Source organism: Streptomyces sp. NPDC028928 (assembly GCF_055564915.1).
This window is the reverse complement of record NZ_JBVHVI010000005.1, coordinates 194,670-216,617: the sequence shown is the minus strand read 5'-3', so window position 1 is coordinate 216,617 and position 21,948 is coordinate 194,670. Positions and strand designations below refer to the sequence as shown.

5 protein-coding genes are annotated in these 21,948 nt (G+C 73.2%); all 5 read right to left on the bottom strand.

Annotated features, from left to right (window positions below):
- Positions 1–12: 12 nt before the first annotated feature.
- The 5 genes from ACZ4U1_RS14480 to ACZ4U1_RS14460 all read right to left on the bottom strand — a co-directional run bounded on the left by ACZ4U1_RS14480 (position 13) and on the right by ACZ4U1_RS14460 (position 21,705).
- Positions 13–1,146 (bottom strand): adenine nucleotide alpha hydrolase family protein, encoded by a 1,134-nt coding sequence (locus ACZ4U1_RS14480; protein WP_467903213.1) that lies wholly within the window; start codon positions 1,144–1,146, stop codon positions 13–15.
- 56 nt (positions 1,147–1,202) lie between these two features.
- Positions 1,203–4,673 carry an amino acid adenylation domain-containing protein gene (locus ACZ4U1_RS14475; RefSeq protein WP_467903211.1) on the bottom strand — a complete coding sequence of 1,157 codons (3,471 nt, stop codon included), beginning with the start codon at positions 4,671–4,673 and terminating at the stop codon, positions 1,203–1,205.
- Positions 4,670–19,387: an SDR family NAD(P)-dependent oxidoreductase gene (locus ACZ4U1_RS14470; RefSeq protein ID WP_467903522.1), complete on the bottom strand. Its 14,718-nt coding sequence runs from the start codon at positions 19,385–19,387 to the stop codon at positions 4,670–4,672. The genes ACZ4U1_RS14475 and ACZ4U1_RS14470 overlap by 4 nt, the downstream gene beginning before the upstream one ends.
- 390 nt (positions 19,388–19,777) lie before the next feature.
- Positions 19,778–20,881, bottom strand: a complete 1,104-nt coding sequence (locus ACZ4U1_RS14465; protein ID WP_467903209.1) for an SIS domain-containing protein — start codon at positions 20,879–20,881, stop codon at positions 19,778–19,780.
- Positions 20,882–20,964: 83 nt separating this feature from the next.
- Positions 20,965–21,705 (bottom strand): SDR family NAD(P)-dependent oxidoreductase, encoded by a 741-nt coding sequence (locus ACZ4U1_RS14460; protein ID WP_467903207.1) that lies wholly within the window; start codon positions 21,703–21,705, stop codon positions 20,965–20,967.
- Positions 21,706–21,948: the final 243 nt, after the last annotated feature.

Below are 21,948 nucleotides of genomic sequence, written 5' to 3'. Positions count from 1 at the left end.
CCTACGCAGATCTCAGCCGAGGCGGATGCCGAGGTCGGAGGCGACCGCGCGCATGTCGAGGAAGCTGCGGGCGACGAAACGGGCCGCGTCCTCCGAGGCGTCCATCCGCTGGAACAGGTCCACCAGCGTCCGTTCGTGCTGCTCCCGGCTGCCCTCACCCGCGGCGATGGCCATGACCACCTGCCCGAGCCGCTCCTCGACGTCGGCGAGGTCCAGCGAGCGGGGGAACTTGATGCTGAAGGTGTTGCGGTCGTAGTCGGCGTTCCGCTTCACCGACCGCACGTGGCTGGCCGCGTTGAGCTTGTAGAACATGCAGTCCCAGTTCTTGAACGAGTAGTAGTTCAGGAGCGGGAAGAGGGTGCAGTGGGTCTCCAGGGGCGAGGACTGGTAGAGGCCCTTCGCCCGGAGTTCCTCGACGATCCGGTCCGGGTCGTAGTCGTGGCGCATGGCGATGAACGGGAAGACGATCTTCGGGAGGTTCTCGTCCTCGTCGAAGAGCAGTTCCTCCAGTTCGCCGCCGAAGAGCGTGTCGGTCAGCCGTTCGCCGAACGTCTTGTAGAAGCCGCGGACGACTTCCCGGACGTTGGACTCCATGGTGAGGATCTGCTGCGGATCGGCGCACAGGGCGATGTACGGGATCTTCTGCCGGTAGGCCATGAGGATGGCCCGCAGCACGAAGAAGGTGCGGCAGGAGACGCAGGGCAGCTTCTCGTCCAGGTACTTGCCGGGCTTCTTGGGCGCGGGACGGTTGAACACCTCCCGCATCATCAGCTTGATGTTGTCGTCGTCGGCGTCCAGGACGAACGTCGCCGGGATCTTCTCCCGTGCCAGTGCGATGTTCTGCGCCGCGTGCTCGCTCTCGAACGGGACGTCGAAGGTGAAGGCCAGTACCCGCTTGCCGTACTCGTTGACGAACTTGTCCAGCATGTAGGTGCTGTCCTTGCCGCCGCTGTACATGAACAGGCAGTCGTACTCCCCGGCGGCCGGCGGCGCCTGCTGGAACTCGGTGAACACCTCGCTGGTGTAGCGGTAGTTGGTCAGGAGGTCCTCGGCGAAGTCCAGGTTGCACAGGTTGCACACCTGCTGGTCGTCGAGCGTTATCCCCGGATGGTCGGCCTTGAGCGAGCAGACCTTGCAGCTGGACACGGAACCCCCTGTGGAACCTGTCTGGAATCTGTTTGCGGTGTGGGCGGCGGAGTCGGTCATGCCCGCCCCTTCCTTCGGCTGCGGCGCTGGGCCAGCGCCGCGACGTCCCGGCCGCGCCGCTGCTGTCCGACGACGGGTACGGCGTCGTCGGACAGGTGCACGGCCATGGCCCGCACGGTCGGATGCCCGAACATGTCGAGCCGGGTGACGGGCCGGCCGAGCCGCTCCCGCAGCATCGCCGTCACGGAGGTGAGCCGGAGTGAATCGCCGCCCAGGTCGAAGAAGTTGTCCTCCGCGCCCACCCGGTCCACTCCGAGGACCTGGCACCAGACCTCGGCGATCCGGCGCTCCAGGTCGGTGCGGACCTCGACACCGGCCCCCGCGGTCCCGGCCGTGCGCGGCACGGGCAGCGCCTTGCGGTCGATCTTCCCGTTCGGCGTGAGCGGGACCCGCGGCAGGACCACGACGGCGGCCGGGACCATGTAGGCGGGCAGGCCGTCGCGCAGCGCCGCCCGCAGGCCGGCGGGTTCGGGCAGCCCGGCGGAGCCGGTCACGTACGCCACGAGCCGGCGTTCGCCCGGCCGGTCCTCGCGGACCAGCGCCACGGCGGAGGTCACTCCGGGGATCCGCCGGAGCGCGGACTCCACCTCGCCCAGCTCGATCCGGTAGCCGTTCAGTTTTATCTGGCCGTCGATCCGTTCCAGGTACTCCAGACGGCCGTCCGGCAGGTACCGCACCAGGTCCCCGGTGCGGTAGGCCCGGCCGGGGCCGAGCGGGGCGGCGACGAAGCGTTCGGCGGTCAGTTCGGGGCGGCCCAGGTAGCCGTCGGCGACGCCGTCGCCGGAGAGGTACAACTCGCCGGGGACGCCGGGCGGGACGGGCACCCCCCGCTCGTCGAGGACGTGGCAGCGGGTGTTGCCGATCGGACGGCCGATGGTGACCGGCTCACCGGGCCGCACCCGGTCGACGGTCGACCAGATCGTGGTCTCGGTGGGGCCGTACATGTTGTACAGCTCCCCGACCAGCTCCGTCAGCCGGTCCGCCAGGTCGGCCGGCAGGGGCTCGCCGCCGCACAGAGCGCGCAGGCCCTGGTCGCCGGGCCATCCCGCGGCGATGAGCATCTGCCAGGTGGTGGGCGTGGCCTGCAGTACGGTCGGGCGGGTGCGCTCGATCCGCTCGCGCAGGGCGACGCCGTCCGCCGCCACCGCCGCGGGCAGCACATCGACGCTCCCGCCGCACACCAGCGGCAGGAACAGCTCCAGACCGGCGATGTCGAAGCAGACGGTGGTGAGGGCCGACAGCGCGTCGCGCGCGTCGAATCCGGGTCTGCGGGCCATCGTCCACAGGAAGTTGACCAGCGCCCGGTGCCCCACCTGCACCCCCTTGGGCAGCCCGGTGGACCCCGACGTGTAGATGACGTACGCGGCGGCGTCCGGCTCCGAGCGGTCCACCGGTGCGGCCGGCTCTTCCCGCGCGGGGCCGGCCCCGGTGTGCGGTGCGACGATCACGGGCGTCACCGGGAAGGCCGTCAGCGTGGTGCCCAGCACCTCGTCCGTCACCACGAGCCGGGCCCCGCAGTCCGCGACCATGTGGCGGATCCTGGCCGGCGGATAGATCGGGTCGATCGGCACGTACGCCGCCCCGGTCTTCATCACGGCGAGCAGCGCCACCAGCAGTTCCGGTGAGCGCTCCAGGAGGACGCCGACGACCGAGCCTCGCCCCGCGCCCCGCTCGATGAGGTGCCGGGCCAGCCGGTCGGCGGCCTGGTCCAGTTCGCCGTAGGTCAGTTCGCGGCTCTCGAACCGGACCGCCGGCCTGTCCGGGACGGCACAGGCCAGGTCGGAGACCAGCCGGCTGACGGTGCGTTCCCTCGGATAGTCCTCGGCGGTGTCGTTCCAGCGGTCCTCGACCAGTTCCCGTTCCCCGGGCGTGAGCAGCGGCACCTGCCCGAGCGGACGCCACGGCTCGGCCGCCACGGCGTCCAGGAACTGGGCGAGGTGCTCGCCGAGCCAGCGCACCTGATCAGCGGTCAGTTCTCCGCCGGCGTGGAACCCGACCGTGCCCCGGGCGTCGATCCGGATCGTCAACGGACGGTCCGCGGGCTCCTCGTCGTCGCCCGGCAGCCGGACGGCGACGGGCAGCCCCGCGCGAGCGACAGCGGTCGCGGACGGGTGGCGCAGCAGCAGGTCCCGGCGGTGGGGGGAGCGGGCCCGGAGCGCCGCTACGTCGGCGGTGACCCGTTCGGTGAGGTCCGGCAGGGTCCCGTCGAGGAGGTTCTCCGGGAGGCGGAGCGGTACCTCGGGGGCCAGCAGCCGGCCGGCCCCGGCGTTCCGCGCGGGCAGGGCGATGTCCCGTTCACCCTCGCGGGCGAGCCGGGCCAGGAAGGCCAGCACGCCGGCCAGGGCCGGCCACACCGGCTCGGTGGCCGCGCCGCACAGGGCAGCGGGCAGCGCCACCGGGTCGGCGGGCCGGGTGACGGTGCGCAGCGCGCCGAACCTGGGCACCAGGACGGGTTCCAGCGCGCCGAGGGTGCGCAGCCACCGGGTCTCCTGGCGGTGTGCCGCGCGCCCGGCCCGGGTCAGCTCGGCCACTTCGGCGTCGGTCAGGTGCGGGAAACGGCTCGCATGCCGTCCGGTCAGGGTTCTGGCCACGTCGACCGGGTCGAGCCGCTCCCCCGTCAGCTCGGCGAGGTGGGTGAGGCGGACGTCCCGGTCCCCGGTCGCCACCGTGAGCGCGTCCGGGGTGGCGTCGAGCAGTGTGCCGGGTTCCGCGGACGAGGGCCGGTCCAGGACCTCCACGGCCCGCACGGCGATCAGGGCGTCCCCGAGCGCCACCAGGGGAATCCCGAAGTCGTTGGGACGCCGCCCGAACGACGTCGCCCGCACCAGGGCGTCCAGGTCCGCGGCGGGCCGGCGCCAGTCGTACAGGCCCATCCGGGGCGGCCCGTCGTATCTGCCGTGGTAGGTCCGCAGGCCGAGGTCCTGCGGGGTGCGGGTGGCGGTGCCCGTCGCCAGTTCGTCCACCAGCTCGCCGAACGACTCGATCCCCGCGTCGAAGCAGGCGATGTCGAGGTCGTGCACGGTTGCCGCCGGGTCGACGCGCACCGGGCGCTGCTTGAGCAGATCACCGGTGTCGGCCTCGGTGGTCATCACGTGCCAGGTGACGCCGTGCTCCTCGTCGCCGTCCAGGATGGCCCAGCTGGTGGCGAACAGACCGGCGTGCCGGGGCAGGGGGCCGTCGTGGAAGTTGATCGGCAGCCGAGCCGGCAGCGCCAGTACCTCGTCCGGGAGCATCCGCAGGTTGGCGATGCTGAACAGGTAGTCGAAGCGCAGGGGGGCGAGCCGCTCGGCGAGGTCCGCTCCGAACGGTACGGTCGCCAGCCCCTCGCCCTCGGCCCAGGCGATCAGGTCCGGGGCCGGGGACACCACGGCGACGACCTCGTGCCCGCGGGCCCGGAGCACTCTGGTGCACTCGACGAGGAGGGCTTCCTCTCCCACCACCACGCAGCTGAACGGCTCAGGGGTCATCGTCCGCCTCCTTCGGACTCCCCGCGCTGGGAGAGCAGTCGGTCCAGCAACTCGTCGACGGCCTCGTCGGACAGGTCCGCCACCAGGCGCTCGGCTTCGTCGGGTACGGCGGCCCCTGGTTCCGGCGCCGTCTGTGCCGCCGGCCGCGGGGCGCTCCGGTCGCGGAAGAAGTCGGCGAGCTGCCGCATGGTGATCCGCTCGAACAACAAGGTGGCGGACAGCGGTCCGTACACGGCCTCCAGGCCGCGCGTCAGTTCCAGCACCACCAACGAGTCCACCCCGTAGTTCTCGAAGGTGAGATCGGGGTCCAGCTGGTCCGGGGCCATCTCCAGGACCCGGGCGAACACCGCGGTCACCTGTTCCAGCGCGTCGTCGTGGCCGGCGGGGACCGTGGTCGTGGGCACCCCGGTACCGGCGGGCGTCCCCTGCTCCGGAGCGGTCACGGCCGCCCCGTCCCCGGTGGTCAGGGGCACCAGGCCGTCACTGACCGCCGCGATCACGCTCTGGAAGGCCGGCCCCGCCTCGGTCGTGGGCGATCCCACGCTGATGTCCCGGTAGCCGCAGCTCGCCAGTACGTCCCGCCACTGCTGCTCGGACGCCAGCGGGGAGCCGGGCATGCGGTGTTCCTGATCACCGGACAGCCACCAGCCGGGCGTCAGACCGAAGATCAGCGCGAGCTGGTGCAGCGGCCTCGTCCCCTCGGTGGCGAGCAGCACACCGCCGGTCCGCAGCAGCCGCTTGACCTGCGTCAGGGTGGTGGCCAGCGAGCGGGTGGCGTGCAGGACGTTGGTGCCGAGCACGATGTCGTAGTCGCCGGGCGCGAACCCCTGCTCCGTCGGGTCGGCCTCGATGTCGAGCACCTCGAATCGTGCAAAGGAGTGCTCGGCGAACCGGGTCCGGGCCTTGCGGACGAAGGCGGGGGAGACATCGGTGAAGACGTATGCGATCGGTCCGCCGTGCCGTGCCAGCGCGCCGAGCACCGCCGCGCTGGTACCACCCGTCCCCGCGCCGACCTCAAGCACCCGCACGGTGGTGCCGGGCGCGGCGTCCAGCCGGGCCTCGACCTGTTCGAGGACCAGCCGGGCCACCTCGGCGTTGCAGCGGTCGGTGACCGGATCGCCCCGGTACACAGCGGCAACCCGGTCCGGCGTGCCGTCGGGGAAGAGGACCTCCATGGCGCTACGGCGTCCGGTCAGCACGTCGGGCAGCGCCGTCAGGCAGTCCCGCAGCAGTGCGGCGACCGGCTCGATGCCGGGACGGCGCGCGATCAGCTGTCCCACCGCCCGGACCACGTCGCTCTCGGGCTCGACCGTGCGGCCCGTGGGCTGGACCCACTCGTCCTGGGCGTGCAGGTATCCGGCGGCGGCGAGCAGGTCGAGCTGCCGCTGGAACAGGGCCGCGTGCTCCGGCACCACTCCCAGCCGGGCGGCGAGTGCGGCGCGGTCGTGCCGGCGTTCCGGTCGGGCGAAGACGCCCGCACGGTGCAGTACGGCCGCCAGCAGGCGTCCTGCCAGCTCTTCCGTCTCCGTCACCGCACGCTGGTGCGCGGTCAGTTCGGGGTCGTCCACGGGCGTGCGGCCGAGCCGGACCTCGGGCAGCGCGGGAGGGGTGCTCCCGGGCAGCGCGACGAGCCGGCGGTCCGGGGCAACACCCAGGTTGTCGAGGATGTCCTGGTCCGCGTCCAGGGCGAGCAGCTGGGGCAGCCCGGCGGCCAGCGTCCGCTCGACCACCGCCATGCCCTGTTCCGCCGTCAGCGGCCTGATACCGGCCGCGGCCACCCGGCGCAGCACCCGCTGACGGTCCTGGTCACCGCCCGCGTGCCAGTAGCCCAGGTTGAGCACCCGCACCGGGAACGGCAGGCCCCGCGCGGCGTGCCGGGCGTAGGCGTCCGCGAACGTGCAGCCCGCCGCGTATCCCGCCTGGCCGTGGTTGCCCTCGAAGGCGACACCGGACGAATAGAGCAGCACGAAGTCCAGGGCCTCGTCGCGCACGGCGTGCAGCAGACTCCAGGTGGTGTCGGTCTTGGACTCCAGCGCCGAGCGCAGCTCCGCCTCCGGCAGGTCCCGCACCACTCGGTTGACCAGGACCATCGCGGCGTTGATCACGCCGTGAAGGGCACCGAACTCCCGCTTGGCCAGGGCGACGGCCTCGGCCAGGGCGGCCGGGTCGGTGGCGTCCAGCGGGACGTAGCGCACGTCGGCACCCGCCGCCTGGAGTTCGGCGATCTGCTCGCGTCGGGTGCCGTCGAGCGGGGAGCGCCCCACGACCACCAGCTTGGCCCCGTGGTGGCGCGCCAGGTGGCGGCAGGTGTCCCGGCCCACGGCCCCCAGACCGCCGACCACCAGGTACACCCCACCGGGCCGGAACGCGGACGGCTGGTGCGGCAGTTCGACCCACTCCAACGTCCTGACCCGCCGCACCCCGGCTCGCAGGGACACCGGCACGGTACGGGCCGGAAACGGCTCGGACGCCACCGCGGCGGCCGTGTCGGCGGCCTCGGCCAGGCGCATGTCGACCAGCGCGATCCGGAGGTGCGGGAACTCCTTGGCGACCACCATCGCGGCCCCGGCGAGCCCGGCCTCCCACGGCGCGGAGGCGTCGTCCTCGGCGAGCGGGTACGCGTCCGCGGTCACGACCTTCATCCGGAGCGGCCGGTCGAGCAGACCGTGCCGGTCCAGGGCGCGGACGAGGCGGTGGAAGGAGACGACGCCACGTTCCATCACGGCCCGCAGGCCCGCCCGGTCGGCCGGCTCGGGTTCCGCGGCGGCGCCGATGAAATAGAGCACGTCGGGTGCGGCTGTCGCCAGCGCCCGGTCCACCTCGCTGTCGGTGAGGCCCCCCTGACCGATCGCGAGCAGGTGCACCTCCGCGTCCGGGTGCGCCCGGGCCATGCTCAGGGCCGGTTCGGCGTCCGGCCGCGCCGCGACGAGCAGCACCCGGCGGGCGGGCTCGGCGGTGTCCTCGGCCGGCGACGGCGTCCAGACGGGCCGGTAGACCGTCACGGCTCCCCCGGCCGCCACGGCTCCCCCGGCGCTCCCTGCTTCCACGGCTGCCGGGGCCGCCGGCTTCGCCTCGCGGTAGACCAGGCCGGTGAACCGCACCCGCACCTCGCCCGTGTCGTCGACAAGCAGCACGTCGCAGCGGTCGGGCCCGGTCTCGCGGATGTGCGACCACCCGCTCGCCGGCACCGGCCCGAAGACCTCGACCCGGTCCGCCGCGAAGGGCAGCAGTGGCCGGGCACCCGGCCCCCGGCGCCGGACCAGCAGCGCCGCGACGGTGTGCAGCGCCGCGTCCAGGACTCCCGGGTGCAGGTGGTGCACGGCGTCCTCGGTGACCGCGCCCAGCCTGCCGAGGACTTCGGCCTCGCCTGTCCAGACCTGCCGGACGCGCCGGAAGAACGGCCCGTACGGCAGGCCCTGCTGCTCGAGCAGCCGGTAGAAGGCCGTGTGTCCGGGGCCCTCGTCCAGCCGAGCCCGCAGCGCGGCGACATCGACCGCGGGGGGCGCGGGGGGCGCGTCGACCAGGCGTCCGCACGAACGGACGGCGTCGTCGGCGCCGAGCACCTCGTAGCGGTCCCCGTCGAACCTGACCGCGACGTCGGTCCCGGCGCCGGCCGCCTCCAGCGGCGCGATCCAGCGCACGTCGGCGAAGGACGGTCCGGCCTGCTCGCCGCGGGCTTCGGCGACGAGGTCGAGGTGGCCGACGCCGGGCAGGATCACGCGGCCCCCGACGACATGGTCCCGCAGCACCGGCGCGGTGACCGCGAGGGTGCGCCGCCACGGCGCGTGCCCGCCACCCGCGGGGCTCACCGGCGCAGGCCCCAGGTTGAGCCAGTGCCGGGCACGTTCGAACGGATACGTCGGCAGCGGCACCCGGCGCCGCGAGCCCGGCCGGCCCTGCTCCATCAGGTTCCAGTCGACGTCGACGCCGGACACCCACAGCCGTCCGAGCAGCTCGTCGTTGCCGGAGCGGATCTGCGCGGTCAGGAAGTCGTCGCCGCCGACGCTGTCGCTGAACAGGCCCGCGAGCGGCGGGTGCGGGGCGACCCGGCCCCGGTGCAGCCACTGCCCGTCCTCGCCGCGTCCGACGGCGGCGAGCCGGGACGCCGCCTCGGCGAGGCCGGTGGCGACGAACGCCAGGCGTTCGGCCATCGGCTCGCGGCCCACCCGCAGCGTGTGGGCGACGTCGGCGAGCCGCAGGGGCGGTTCGGCGGGAGTGTCCAGTGCCCGGCCCAGCTCCGCCGCGTAGTGCCGCAGCCGCTTCTCGTCGCGGGCGGAGAGCACGATCAGCTCGGGTGCCGGTGCCGCCTCGGGTCCGGCCGGTGCCGGCCCGGGTGCCACGTACTCCTCCAGGATGACGTGGGCGTTGGTGCCGCCCGCGCCGAAGGAGCTGACCGCCGCGCGGCGCGGCAGCGGGCGCCCGTCGGAGTCGTACGGCTGGGGCCAGAAGGCCGTCTCCCGCTGGAGGGTGAACGGCGACCGGGTGAAGTCGATGGCCGGGTTCGGCTCCTCGGCGTGCAGCGTGGGCAGCAGTGTGGCGTGCCGCAGCTGGAGCACCGCCTTGGTGAGCCCGGCGATGCCGGCCGCGCCCTCGAGGTGGCCGATGGCGGACTTCACCGAACCCAGCGCGCAGAACCCGGTGTCGGTGGTGTGCCGGGCGAAGGCCTGGGCCAGCGCGGTGTGCTCGATCGGGTCACCGAGAGCGGTTCCGGTGCCGTGCGCCTCGACACAGCCGATGGTGCGGGCGCTGATGCCGGCGGTGGCCAGCGCCTGCTCCACGAGGGCCTGCTGGGCGTGCGGGTTGGGCACGGTGAACCCGCTGGTCCGGCCGCCGTGGTTGACCGCGGTCGCCCTGATCACCGCGTGCACGGTGTCTCCGTCCCGGACCGCTTCGGAGAGGCGTTTGAGGACGACGGCGCCGACGCCCTCGCCGGGCACGTACCCGCTGCCGCCCGCGCCGAAGGCCCGGCACCGGCCGTCGGCGGAGAGCATCGTCTTGCGGCTGAGGTGCACGTACTTGTCGGGGTGCACGGACACGTTGACGCCACCGGCGACGGCGTAGCTGCATTCGCCGCGGCGGATGCTCTCGCAGGCCTGGTGGACCGCCACGAGGGACGCCGAGCAGGCGGTGTCCACGACCACGCTGGGTCCGCGGAAGTCGCCGACGTAGGAGACCAGGTTGGCGATCGAGGACCGGTTGGCGAGGACGACCTGGGGGTTGCCGCGGGCGGACTCGGTGGCCGCCAGCACGGCGTAGTCGTCCCACATGGCCCCGACGAAGACGCCGACGTCACGACCCTGGCCGCCGAACCGGGGGGCGGGGAGGCGGGAGGGCGGGTACCCCGCGTTCTCCAGCGCCGACCAGGCGGTCTCCAGGAAGAGGCGCTCCTGCGGATCCATGGAACGGGCCTGCATCGGCGAGATCTGGAAGAACAGCGAGTCGAAGGCGTCCACGTCGGACAGGAAGCCGCCCCAACGGCTGTAGCTGCGGCCCGCGGCAGCGGGATCCGGGTCGAAGAGGGCCTCGGCGTCCCAGCGGTCGGCGGGGATCTCGGTCACGCAGTCGCGTCCGGCCGCGAGATTGCGCCAGAACTCGTCCAGGTCGCGGGCCTGCGGATAGCGCCCGCTGATGCCGATGACGGCGATGGGCTCGTCCGCGGCCCCGGCCGGCGGGGGCGGGGCCGGTGCCGCGGAGACGGACGCCGACGCGACCGGTGCCGAGGCTACCGGTGCCGACGCGGTGGGCGCCGCGGAGACAGGTGGCTGGGGGTCGGAGGGCTGCGGGGCGGGTGGCGCGGTCGGTGGTGCGTCGCCCGGTTCGGGGAACAGGCGGGCGACCGCGTCGGCATGCTCCGTGAGCAGGTGGTCGGCGAGCTCGTCCGCCGTCCGGTACTCGAAGAACACCGTCCCCCGCAGACCGGGGAAGTCCCGGCCCAGCACGGTGTTGGACTCCATGATCAGGACGGAGTCCAGGCCGTAGTCGTCCAGCGGGACCCGGCTGTCCAGACGGCTCACCGGGAGCTTGAGCACTGAGGCCAGGATGCCGCGCAGATGCTCGACGAGCTGTGCCCGCCGGCCGTCCACCGCCGCCCGGGTCGCCGGTGCGGCCGTCGTGCCCGCCGCCGTCCGGGCCTGTTGCCCGGCCGGCGAGGGCGGGGCGGCCGGGTCGGCCAGTGCCGCGTCGATCCGGGCCGGGTCGCCCCAGGCGGGGACCAGCCAGGGTGCCGGGACCGCGAACGAGCGCTCGAAGACGGCCAGTCCCTCCTCGGGTTCCAGGGCCGGCATCCCGCTGCGCCGGGCGTACGCGGCCAGCTCCGGCCGGCCGACCAGCGCGTCCACGCCGCCGGCGGACCACAGCGGCCAGCCGAGCGACAGGCTGCGGCCGGACCGGGCACCGCGGCGCACCCAGGAGTCACGCAGCACCAGGTAGAGGTCGGCGAAACGGTTCGCCGTGGCGTAGCTCGCCGCGCCGAAGTCGCCGATCAGCGAGGAGATCGAGGAGAACACCACGAACAGGTCGAGGGCGTCGTCCCGGGTCAGCCGGTCGAGGTGGACCAGGCCGCGGGTCTTGGCCGCGAGCACCCGCGCGAACCTGTCGTGGCCGAAGTCGTCGTCGGTGGCGTGCCCGTCGTCGGCGGCCCCGGCCAGGTGGAACACACCGTGCAGCGCGCCGAAGCGCTCGCGGGCGGCCGCGAGGGCCGCGGCGAGTTCCCCGGCCCGCGTCACGTCGGCGCGCAGCGCGAGCACCTCCGCGCCGTACCCGGCCAGTTCGCCGAGCAGGCGCTGGTCGGGCTCGGAACGCCCGACCAGCACCAGCCGCGCCCGATGGGTGCGGGCGAGGTATCCGGTGAGCACGCGTCCGATGGCGCCCGCGCCGCCGGTGACGACGTAGACCCCCCGGTCGCGCAGCGGCGGTGCGAACGGGCCGGACGCGGACACGGGCCGCAGCCCGCGCAGCTCCCGGTCGCCGGTCGCCGTACGGCGTACCTCCAGTCCGGCGGCTCGCGGCGCGGCACGCAGTTCGACGGCCATGGCCGCGGCCGTTTCGGTGGCGGGCGCCTGCGCGGGTACGCCCAGGGTCAGCAGTTCGAACCGGGCGACTGCGGCCGTGGACCGGGCGAATCCGGCCAGGGCGGCCCACTCGGGTCGTTCCGCGTCGCCGTCCTGGGGGTGCACCAGCAGACACCGCACCCTCCCCGGCAGTTCACCGGATGCCACGGCCCGCAGGACGTCGAGCACGAGGAAGCAGGAACAGTCGAGGACGTCCGTGGCGGAGGCGTCGTCGCCGGCCGTGTACGTCGGCGGGCGGAGGAGTGCCTGGACGAAGGCGATGTCCAGACCGTCCTCGGGGCCGTCCTCCTGCGCCGCGCCCGCGAGCAGCCGCGAGACCCCGTCCGGGTCTCCGGGGAGGTTGATCACGCGGCGCCAGGCGCCGGTCGCGGTCAGCGCGGCCGCCAGGTCCGGGGCGTCGCCGAGCAGGGCGAGCGTGCGGGGTGCGGCTGCCGCGGGCTCCGGGTCGGCGGCGGGCCGCCAGTACGGTTCGTAGAAGCGCGCCTGGCCCTGGCCCTGTTCGGTCCGGTCCCCGGCCGGGGTGTCCGGCGCCGTGGCGGGGGCGGCGCCCGGTACGCGGCCGGCGAAATCCCTCAAAGAGGCCAGCAGCCGGCCCCCCTCGTCGTGGATGGCGATGTCGAAACGGCGTACGCCGGCGCTCTCGCCCACCAGCCGGGCGTGCGCGTACACCACGGGCGGCAGCGGCGCGAACACGTCGAGCGCGCCCAGGCTGAACGGCACGGGCAGCTCACCGGGCCGCGGCGCGGTGTCCCGGCCGACCCAGTGACACGCCCGCAGGGCTCCGTCGAGCAGCCCCGGGGGCAGCGTCATCCCCTCCTCGGCGAGCCGGCCGCTCAGCCGCAGCACCGCCTCCTCGGACGCGCTGCGGATCTCGTCCACCACCTGGAACGACGAGCCGTACACGAAGCCCGCGGCGCGGTAGTCGGCGTAGGCCTCGGCCCGGTCCCGTACGACGGGCAGCCGTTCCCGCGCGCCGGCCGGGTCCGGGGCGTCACCGTGCGGTCCCGGGCTGCCGACCACGGTGCCGCGGGCGTGCGTCACCCGGCCGTCCGCGGCCTCGCTGTACACCTCGAAGGCCAGCCCGTCGCCGTCCGGCCGGAAGGCCACGTACAGCGCCAGCTCGGCGTCGGCGGGTTCGATCGCCCGGCCCCACAGCACATCGCGCAGCGCGTGCCGCACACCGGGCTCGGCCAGGTCGGCGGCGGCGCGCACGAACTCCAGGGTCGCGGCGCCGGCGAACAGGGGCCGGCCCTCGATCACATGGTCGCGCACGAGCGGGTCCCGGGGACGCAACGTCTTGCGGAACCGCAGCTCCGTCACGGTGGACTCGTTGGCGTCCACCAGCGGATGCGGTGCCCTGGCCGGTTCCGGGTCGAGCGGGATCCAGTAACGCTCGTCCGCGAACGGGTAGCGCGGGGCTCGGCTGCGGCGCGGCGCCGGGCCGGGCCGGGAGGCGTGCCAGGCGGTCCAGTCCACCTCGGCGCCGTCCAGCCAGCGCCGGGCCCGCTCACCGAGCGCGCCGTCGGCCGGAACCTCCGGCAGCGGCCCGCCCTCGGCGAAGCGCTCCAGCGCGGCGACGACCTCGGCGCCGCCGGTCGCCAGCACCGCGAGCCGGGCGTCCATGCTCTCGCGGCCGACCTGGGTGGTGAAGCAGACGTCGGCGAGAGGGACCCGCTCGGTGCGCAGGAACCGTGCGGCCCGCCCGGCGTAGACGCGCAGCCGTTCCTCATCGCGTGCGGACAGCAGGAAGAGGACGGGCTCGTCGGTGTGCTGCTCGCCCGCCGGCACGGTGGAGCCCGGCTCGGGCCGCGGCGACTCCTCCAGCACCAGGTGGGCGTTGGCGCCGCCCGCGCCGAAGGAGCTGAGCCCGGCCCGGCGCGGACGAGGGGTGTCCGGCCACTCGGCGAGTTCGCGCTGCACGCGGAAGGGCGAACGGTCGAAGTCGATGTTCGGGTTGAGTTCGTCGGCGTGCAGCGAGGGCACGAGCGTGCGGTGCGCGAACTGCAGCAGCACCTTGGTCAGCCCGGCGACACCGGCGGCGGACTCCAGATGTCCCACGTTGGACTTCACCGACCCGATGGGCCAGCGGCCGGGTTCCGCGGCGGCCGACCGGTAGGCGTTGGTCAGTCCGGTGAGTTCGATCGGGTCGCCCAGGGCGGTGCCGGTGCCGTGCGCCTCGACGTAGCCGATGTCCTCGGGGGCGACGCCCGCCTGCTCCATGGCGCTGGTGACGGCCCGCTGCTGGGCGTGCGGGTTGGGCACGGTGTAGCCGTTGGTCCGGGCTCCGTGGTTGATGGCGCTGCCGAGGATCACTCCGTGGATGCGGTCGCCGTCGGCCAGTGCCTGCCGGTACGGCTTCAGCAGGACGGCGCCGACCCCCTCCCCCGGGACGTAGCCGTCACCGCCCGCGCCGAAGGCGCGGCAGCGGCCGTCGGAGGACAGGAAGCGGCCCTGGCTGAGGAAGGCGTACTTGTAGGGGTGGACGGAGACGTTGACGCCGCCGGCGATCGCCAGTTCGCTCTCGCCCCTGCGCAGGCTCTCGCAGGCCAGGTGGATCGCCGTGAGCGAGGAGGAGCACATGGTGTCCAGCGCCAGGCTGGGCCCTGACAGGTCGAGGGCGTGGCTGACCCGGTTGGCGATGGTCGCGAACGAGGAGCCGGTGAGCGGGCGGCCGCCACGCAGGGCGTCCAGGGCTCCGTGGAACTGGTACTCGCCGTACATCACGCCGACGTACACGCCGACGGGGCGCCCGGACAGGTCGGCGCGGCGGTAGCCCGCATCCTCCAGCACGTGCCAGGCGTTCTGCAGGAAGAGCCGTTCCTGCGGGTCCATCAGTTCGGCCTGCCGTGGGGAGATACCGAAGAACAGCGGGTCGAACCGGTCCACATCACGCAGGAATCCGCCCCAGCGGGTGTGGGCGCGGCCCGGCGCGGCGGGATCGGGGTCGTACCAGCGGGTGCTGTCCCACCGGTCGTCGGGGATCTCCTCGATGCAGTCACGGCCCGCCACCAGGTTGGCCCAGAACTCCTCGACGTCGTCGGCCATGGGGTAGCGGCCGGCCAGCCCGATGACGGCGACCGCCCGGTCCTCGGTTCCGGCGGCCATGGCGGGACGGCGCGTGCGGGCGCGGCTCGGCGTGACGTGGCCGGCCTCGGCGGGCGGCGCCGGCTCCTCCCGGCGGGCACCACCGAGTTCGGCCGGGTGCTGCTCGGCGAAGTAGGCGGCCAGCTCGCCCAGGGTCGCGTACTCGAAGAACAGGGTCTTGGACAGGCCGGTGAAGCGGCGGTCCAGCTCGCTGTTGAGCTTGGTGATCACCAGTGAGTCGATGCCGTAGCGGTCGAAGGGGGCGTCCTCGTCGAGTTCCGAGGGGTCCAGCCCGGTTTCGACGGCGATCAGCTCGCGCAGCAGCTCCACGGCGGCCGCGTGCGGGTCCGTGCCGTCCGTGCCGTCCGCGACGGACGGACGGCCGGCGGCGGCCGCCGGTGCGGTGGTGAGCGGGGCGTACAGCGCGGCGGCGATCCGTCCGGTGTTGCCGTAGGCCGCCACCAGTGCGCCGGTGGCGCCGAGCGCCTGTTCGAGGAGGTGCAGGCCGGTCTCGGTGGGCAGCACCCCGAAGCCGGTGCGGGCGGCGATGTCGGCGGCCGCCTCGGTGCTCTGCCGCATGCCGCCGTCGGCCCACATCGGCCAGGCGACGGCGGTCATCCGGTCCCGGCGCTCGGCGTACGCCTCGGTGAACGCGTTGGCGTAGGCGTAGTCGGTCTGGCCGGCGCTGCCGATGTGCGCGGCGATCGAGGAGAAGACGACGAAGAAGTCCAGCGGGTCGTCGGCCGTAGCGGCTTCCACGGTGCGCAGGCCGGTGGTCTTGGGGGCGAGTACGGCGGCGAAGTCGGCCGCTGACTTGGTCGGGACGAAGCCGTCGCGCAGTACGCCCGCCGCGTGGACGACGCCGTTGAGGGGGCCGAACTCGGCACGGACCGAGGCCAGTTGCGCGGACAGGGCGGCGGGGTCGGTGACATCGGCGCTGCGGTACACCACCCGCTCGTCCAGCTGTGCCGAGGGCTGCGCGCTGCGGCCGAGGAGGACGACGCGCGCATCGACGCGGCGCAGCACCCAGTCGGCCACGGCCCGGCCGAGACCGCCGGCACCACCGGTGATCAGGTAGACACCGCCGTCGCGGAGCGGGACGGGCGGGGCGGCCGGGGCGGGGACCAGGCGGGGGACACGGCGTCCCGCCGCGGTGTACGCGACCTCGGGATCGCCGCCCGGCCCGGCGAGTTCGGCGGCGAGTGCCACCGATTCGTCCACGTCGTCGGCGAGTCCGACGACCTGGAGCCGCAGCAACGGGTTCTCCGCCCGCACAGCGCGGGCGAAGCCGGCCAGGGCGGCGTGTTCGGGGCGGGCACCGGCGGTGTCGTGACGGTGGACCAGCAGCACCCTGACGGGGGCGGTCGGCCGGCCGCTCAGCAACTGCTGCACCAGGTGGAGGGCCTGCTCGGGTTCGGGCTCCACGGCCAGGACGGTGTCCGGCAGGCCGTCCGCCACCGGGGTCCCGGGCGGGACGGCGCTGACCTCCTCGGCGCCCAGCGACGTCAGTGTGCCGGCCAGGGCCGTGCGGCGGTCGGCGTCGGCGGCGACGACGAGCGCGGTACCGATGCCGCCGCCGGCGGTTCCGGCCGGGGCCTCGACCCAGCGGCGGGCCAGCAGTTCCGCCCCGTCGGGGCGGTCGAGCACCCTGACGACGAGGTCGCGCAGCCGGGCGAGGACGTTCCCCCGGGAGTCCAGCACGGTCACGTCGGCGTGGGCGGAGCGCTCACCGAGCCGGCCGATCGTCACGTGGGCCCGGCACGGGCCGTCGACCGGAGCGTACGTGGACAGTTCTCCCAGTGCCATGGGCAGGAAGCCGCCGGCCGTGGTGCCGTAGGCCCGGGCCAGCAGCAGCACCAGGCCGTGCAGAGCCCCGTCGAGCAGCGCCGGGTTCAGCACCGCGCTGTCCAGCGCCGCGCCGTCGGGGAGTTCGAGGGTGGCGAGTGCCTCCCGGTCACCGATCGCCAGTTCGGACAGGGCCCGCATCCGGGGGCCGTAGTCGAGGCCGAGGTCCCCCAGCCGGGTGTAGCAGGCCTGGTGGCCGACGGACTCGGTGCAGCGCGCGGCGATCTCCGCCAGGTCGAGCGGGGCGTGCGGCTCACCCGGGCCGGTGCGGATCTCACCCGCCGCGAAGACGGTGTCGTCCTGGGCGACCTCGAAAGCGACCGCGTCCTGGTCACGCCAGAGGGAGACCAGGACGTCGCGTGGTCCGGAGGCGTACGACAGGAGGCGGTCGAAGGAGACGTCGTGCAGCCGCACCGGCGCTCCGGCGGACAGCTCACCCGCGGCGCGGGCCAGTTCCAGGTAGCCGACCGCCGGCATCACCGGCTCGGCCTCCACCCGGTGGTCCGCGAGGTAGAACTCCTCGCCCGTACGCGAGCTGCGGTACGCGACGGTCTCCAGGGTGGAGACGTTCTCGTCCAGCATCGGGTGCGGGCCCGGTCGGGCGGCATCCCCGGCAGCCGGCGCCTGAGGCCCGGTCAGCCAGCAGCGGCGGCCCTCGAAGGGGTAGGTGGGCAGCGGTACCCGGCCGCGTTCCTCGTCCGCGAACCAGGCCTGCCAGTCGATGTCGGTCCCGGCCTCCCAGGCGCGGGCGACGGCACCCCACGGTCCGTCGGCCACCCCGAGGGCGCGCCCGCGGACCTCCTCCCCCGCACCGCGCAGCGGGAAGCGGGAGTCCGTGCCCGCGCTGGGCGGTGTGGTGGCAGCCGGCCCGTCGAGCCCGGTCAGGCCCTCGGCCAGGGACAGTGCGCCGGTGACGCAGGCGGCGACCCGGGCCGCGAGACCGTCGCCGTGCAGCGCGACCGGCCGCACGCCCCAGCCGAGCCAGAGCCGGCCCAGCGCGTACTGGAGGGCGAACGTCTGCCCGGCCAGGCCCTGTCCGTCCGCTCCGGCCGACATCGCCGACCGGTAGTGCTCGGCGAAGGCGGGTTCCGCGGCGCACCACTGCTCCGCCAGGGCCTCGGCGTCGGCGATGTGCTCGGTGAAGACGAAGGAGACCTCGCCCGTGGCCTGCCGCTCGGGGATGGTGGCGCCGCGCAGGGCGGCGGCCAGGGCGGTGCGGTCGGCACCCAGGACGGCCAGGCGGTACTCGTGGGCCCGCCGCCCGACCGCCAGGGTGTAGGCCACATCGGCGAGCGCGGCGGTGTCCTCGCTCTCCAGGTACCCGGCCAGCTCCGCGGCCGACGTGCGCAGCGCCCCCGGGGTGCGTGCGGACAGGACGAGCACCTGGCTCGAGCGGGAGTCCCCGGTGGCCGGCGGCCGGGGAGCTTCCTCCAGCACCGCGTGGGCGTTCGTGCCGCCGATGCCGAAGGAGCTGACACCGGCGCGCCGCCGGTCGGTCGCCGGCCACGGTTCGGTGCGGGTGCTCACCTTGAAGGGCCCTGCCGCGAAGTCGATGGCCGGGTTGGGAGTGTGGTAGTTCAGCGTGGGCACCAGCGTGCGGTGCTTCATCATCAGCACCGTCTTGATCACACCGGCGACCCCCGCGGCCGCGTCCAGGTGGCCGATGTTGGACTTGACCGAGCCGATCGAGCAGAACTGCGTGTCCGACGTGGCGGCCCGGAACGCCTTCGTCAGTGCCGACACTTCGACCGGGTCGCCCAGCCGGGTGGCGGTGCCGTGTGCCTCCACGTAGCCGATCGAGCGGGGGTCGACGCCGGAGACCGCGTGTGCCTCCCGGATGACGGCGGCCTGCCCGGCCGCGCCGGGGGCGGCGAAACTGACCTTGCCCGAACCGTCGTTGTTGGTCGCGGTTCCCTTGATGACCGCGTGGATGGTGTCCCGGTCGGTGAGGGCGTCGCGCAGCAGCTTGAGGACGAGGACACCCACGCCGTTGCCGAGCACGGTGCCGTCGGCGTCCGCGTCGAAGGTGCGTACGTACCCGTCCTTGGACAGGATGGCGCCCTCTTCGTACAGATAGCCCTTGGTCTGCGGGAGCTTGACGGTGACGCCGCCGGCCAGTGCCATGTCGCATTCGCCGTTGATCAGCCCCTGGCAGGCCAGGTGGATGGCGACCAGCGACGTCGAGCAGGCGGTCTGGACGGTGTAACTCGGGCCCGTGAGGCCGAGCTTGTACGACAGCCGGGTGGCCAGGAAGTCCTTGTCGTTGCCGACCATGACCGCGAAATGGTTCGAGGTGGTGGTCTGGTCGACGTGCGGCAGGACCTGCTGCTGGAGGTAGGTGTTGATCGCGGCGCCGGCGTAGACGCTGATCAGCCCGCCGAAGCGGGTGGGGTCGTAGCCGGCGTGCTCCAGGGCGGCGTGGCCGGCCGTCAGCAGGATGCGGTGCTGGGGGTCCGTCATCTCGGCCTCGGCCGGGGTGATTTCGAAGTAGCCCGTGTCGAAGAGGTCCACGTCCGGGATGACGCCGTGTGCCGGGACGTACTGCGGGTCGTCCAGCAGCCGGGCGGGGACGCCGGCGGCCGCCAGTTCCTCGCGGCTGAACCGGGTGATGCCCTCCCGGCCCTCGCTCAGCAGGTGCCAGAAGGAGTCCAGGTCGTCGGCGCCGGGGAACCGCCCGGCCATGCCGATGATCGCAACGTCCGTCTCGGCCACCATCGGGTCATCCGGGCTGCTCACCGAGCCAACACTCCTTCGTCCTCGTGCCTGACCGGGCCGGGTCAGGCGGGTCGCTCCGTACCGGTTGCGGGCGGCAGCCCGACAGATCTGCTGTGCTGTGCGGAATGTGCGGGGGCGCCGGGGCGGGGTGCGCCCGCGTGGGCGGGGGCGTGGCGTGTCTCCCCGCGGGGGAGACACGCGGCGCGCGGCCCCGGCGGCACGAGCGGCCAGGGGTTTCGTGCGGATCAGGTCGGACCAGGCCGCGGCGTCCGGTGCGGTGCATCGCAAGGCGGAGGATCACCCGCGTACTGGGCGTACTCGGGTGATCCGGCAACGCGGCGAGGCGCCGTGCCGGGCGTCGCGGACCCGGGCTGATCCAAACGGAACCCCCTAGCGGGCGGCCGCCTCCGCGCGAATGGTGTCGCCGTGGTACCAGGGGTTCCCGGCGGCCTCGGAGATCAGGTTGCGCGACTCGGTCTCGTGCGCGCGGCCGAGCGCGAGCGTGAGATGCTGGACGAACTCCAGGGCGGTGAAGTACTTCCGCATGAACGTCGGTTGGGTCATGGGAATCTGGGTGACCTCGATGTTGCGGTTCTGCGGGAGGTCGCTCGTGAGCAGGCCGAGCAGGTTCTTCATCTTCCCCTTGGTGTATTCGTCGTCCTCGTCGTCGGTGAAGAGCAGCACGCTGTGCCTGCGCGTCGGGTCGGACAGGGTGGCCACCTCGCTGTGGCAGAACTCGTGGAAATAGTTGCGGGTGGCCGGGACCATGGCGATCTCGTTGAGGTGCATCTTGGCCAGCTTCAGCAGGCTCTCGTGCCACGCCGGCGAGGCGATCATGATGACGTTGGCCTCCCGGCTGCGCATGGCCGCGGTGTGCGCCAGTTCCCGGTGGGCGTCCGTGAAGTCGTGCGCGAGGTGGCCCGGGAGCGCCCGGACCTCTTCCCCGAAGTCCTGCCGGACCAGTCCCAGCCGGAAGAAGACCTCGAGGAGGATGGCGAAGTACTGCCCCACGTGGAACAGGGGGTACTCGCGGTCCGGCTCGCTCAGTTCCCACCGGATGATCGAGACACCGGCCTCACGGCCCAGCTCGGCCAGGCGTCCGCCGGAGGTGAGCAGGATCATCCGGTGGTGGGCGTGCGAGAGCGTCTGGAACGCCTGTGCCGGCTCCACGGAGTGACCGCTGTAGGAGCTCAGGATGATCAGGGTCTGGTCGTCGTCGATCACGGAGGACGGCAGCAGGTACGCGTAGTCGTAGTCGTTGAAGACGTGGAACTCCACCTCGGCGCCGGCCGAGATGAAGAAGGCGCGGACGACGTCGGAGACGATCGCCGAGCACCCCATGCCGGTGAAGACCACACGCTTGAAGTGACCGTCGGCGATCCGGGCCCGCAGGTCCTCGGACAGCTCGTCCAGTGAGTATTCGTCGGACTTCGTGAAGCCGTGCCGGTACTGCTCGGCCAGGAATCCCTCGTACCGGTCCATACGTGAACGCACGTGCACAGTCCTCTTCTCGTGAAATCAGGGGGTCTTCCGGTCCCGCCGTGCCGCAGGGGCCGGCTCCGCTCGCGCCATGGCCATCACCACATGAACTGACCACCGTCCACGATCAGTTTCTGCCCGGTGATGTAAGAGGCCTTCTCACTGATCAAGAACTCCAGTGCGTCGGCCATCATGTCGACGTCGCCGATGCGTCCCTGCGGGATCTCTTCGAGCAGCTTTTCGCGGTAATACGGCTCGTCGGTCCGGAAACGCGTCCGCATCTCCTCGGTGTCGATCATCCCGGGAATGAGCGAGTTGACGCGGATGGTGGGCGCGAGTTCCATTGCAAGACACTTGGTGAAATGCAGAAGTCCCGCCTTGCTGGCACAGTAATTGACTCCGTTCAGCCGCGGGCGGATCCCCGTGGTGGCCGACACGTTCACCACCGAACCGCCGCCTGCCGCGAGCATCGCCGGCGCCAGGGCCCGGGTGAGGTAGAACGGCGCGGACAGGTTGGCCGCGATCACCTGGTTCCAGTCGTCGAACGACATGTCGAGGAAGGGGCGGTCGATGTTCCGGCCCGCGTTGTTGACCAGGACCTTCGGCGCGCCGTACGTGGTGAGCAGCTCGTCGGCCACGGCGGTCGCCGCGCCGGGGTCCGCCAGGTCGACCTGGAGGGCACGCAGACCGTTGCCGATCTCACGCTCCGCCGCCGCAGCCGACTCCTTGTCGCCCCGGTAGAGCGCCACCACCTGGTAACCCAACGACACCAGCCGCCCGCTCAGAGCGAGACCGATCCCCTTGGTTCCCCCGGTCACCAGAGCGAAATCTTTGCGCACCGCCAAAACCCTTTCGCGCGTCGGCCATTCGCCGACCGGCCGACATTGATCCGTGTGTGTGATGGCAAGGAACCGCGCGGCCGAGCAAGGCCGACAACGGTGGACGGGTTCGACCGCGGACCGGGAATACACACAACCGGCCGGCGTCAGCCCACAAGAATTCGGCGATCACGCCGCAAATCCTGGCCAGGCTAACCCGATCACTTGTATGCGGGCAAGGCATTCCGGGAAAGCCCGGCCGGA